The 1,998-nt window shown below is 45.7% G+C and carries 3 protein-coding genes; all 3 read left to right on the forward strand.

Features of this window, described 5'->3' with window-relative positions:
- On the forward strand, positions 1–575 hold a 575-nt coding region (locus Q0294_RS04335; protein WP_299461296.1), incomplete at its 5' end, for a histidine phosphatase family protein.
- 1 nt (position 576) lies between these two features.
- Positions 577–1,431: an acetyl-CoA carboxylase, carboxyltransferase subunit beta gene (gene accD, locus Q0294_RS04340; protein ID WP_299461298.1), complete on the forward strand. Its 855-nt coding sequence runs from the start codon at positions 577–579 to the stop codon at positions 1,429–1,431.
- A gap of 219 nt (positions 1,432–1,650) precedes the next feature.
- A partial coding sequence (locus Q0294_RS04345; protein WP_299461300.1) for a protein kinase occupies positions 1,651–1,998 on the forward strand: 348 nt, incomplete at its 3' end.

Here is a 1,998-nt window from a genome sequence, read left to right on the forward strand (position 1 = left end):
AACAAGTTAAAAATCTAGTTGCGAAAATTGAAAATTCCGGTATCGAAACCATCATTACGTCCTCTTCCGAGCCCGCACTCTCTACAGCCGAACATTTAGGAGAAAATCTCGGCATCCCCGTAAAAGAAAAAGCAGGCTTAAAAAACCTGAATCAAGGGCTGTGGCAAGGACTCGAGTTTGAGGAAGTTCGCCGAAAATACCCGAAACTTCTCAAACAATGGACCGAATCGCCGGAGACCGTCTGTCCGCCTGAAGGGGAATTAGCTTCGGAAGCAGTGAAACGTGTCAAAAAAACACTCCAGAAGTATTTGAAAAAGAAGCAAAATTTTGCAATCGTGGCATCTGAGCCCTTGGCTACAATCATTGCCAATGTCATACGAAATGATGACACAGAAAAAATCTCTTTTGAGCATAGCCGACGATTTTGTCATAATGAAATGTTTGAAATTCTTGAGTCACCTCCGAAAAAAAGTGATTCAAAACAGGTAACTTCTGACGATCAATCTGATAAAACGGGTTCTAAACAGGATCAAGGAAGCCATGACGAAAAATGGCGGTTCGAGGAGGCTAAGTAAAATGAGTTCTGCTCCCAAATCTAATGTTGATTCATGGTTAAGCCATTCTTCCCGCCCAAAGCGAGGTGTTCCAGAAGGTTTATGGTTACGCTGTAATGAGTGCAATGCAACCGTGTTCAGAAAACAGGTTGAGCAAGGGCTGGGACTTTGTCCCGAATGCGACCACCATTTTTATATTTCGGCTCACACTCGAATTCAGCAGTTGCTTGACCCAGACAGTTTTGAAGAATGGTTTGCAGATTTAACGGCAGGTGACCCGCTCGAATTTGCAGACAAGAACAAAACTTACAAAGATCGACTCGTCATTGAACAAAAGAAAACAGGCATGAAAGATGCCTGTATCGTGGGCCGCGGTTATATGCGCGGCCGCCCCCTGGTAATTGGCATCACAGATTCATCCTTCATTATGGGCAGTATGGGATCCGTCGTGGGTGAAAAATTGACCCGGGCAGTCGAACAGGCAACCGCGCTGAAACTCCCTTTGATTATTATCAGCGGCTCCGGAGGGGGAGCACGAATGCATGAAGGAATTTTCTCTTTGATGCAAATGGGGAAAGTCTCTGCAGCATTAGGACGATACCATGAAAAGGGAGGGTTATTTATCTCCGTACTCACAAACCCGACGATGGGAGGCGTTGCCGCCAGTTTCGCATCATTGGGGGATATCGTGATCGCTGAGCCGAAAGCGCTGGTTGGTTTTGCAGGTCCGCGTGTCGTACAGGCAACAGTGAAAATGACACTACCCGACGGATTTCAAACCAGTGAATTTCTCCTGGAACATGGTTTCGTTGATCGAATTATTACCAGACCCAAACTCCGCTCAGAATTAGCACGCCTGATTGACTATTGCGTGTGATCCCCTCTGAAAACTCACTTGATTTGGAAATAACGAGTCTGTCTATATCGCCATCCGGGTAAAACTTCACCGCCAGAACCTGGTGCTTTCGACAGCACCACTTTGCGTATTGCCGTGAAGACACTTATACTGTCTGTGTTGAGCTGGTTATTATCTTCTGAGATTGGGTACCGGGGTTCGGGCTAGTCCTGAATTCACTCTTTGCTCTCTGGTGAATGCATGAATTTTCTAAAACGTTTCTTTTCAAAAGCGCCCCGAATACCTCGCGTCAATATTAAACAACGCTTCGAACTGATTGGACGCGTCGGGCAGGGTAGTATGTCCAAGGTCTGGCGGGCAAGGGACTTCAATACGGGAAAGATTGTAGCCCTCAAAGTATTACACAAACAAAAAACGCTGGAACTCGAATCTCGTTTTACCGGGCTCAATAAACCAAAGGAAGGGGAGATCGCAGTTCAGTTTCACCATCCCCATATTGTCAAAACGTTAGAGCATGGTCTCACTACGGAAAATGAACAATTTCTGGTTATGGAATTTATAGAGGGCTACAGTCTCAGCTTTTTGGTG

The organism is uncultured Gimesia sp. (assembly GCF_937919775.1).
GTDB lineage: Bacteria > Planctomycetota > Planctomycetia > Planctomycetales > Planctomycetaceae > Gimesia.

Bases quoted from the DNA above. Each gene is read 5' to 3' on its own strand.
- accD (WP_299461298.1), top strand. From the start codon at position 577: ATGAGTTCTGCTCCCAAATCTAATGTTGATTCATGGTTAAGCCATTCT.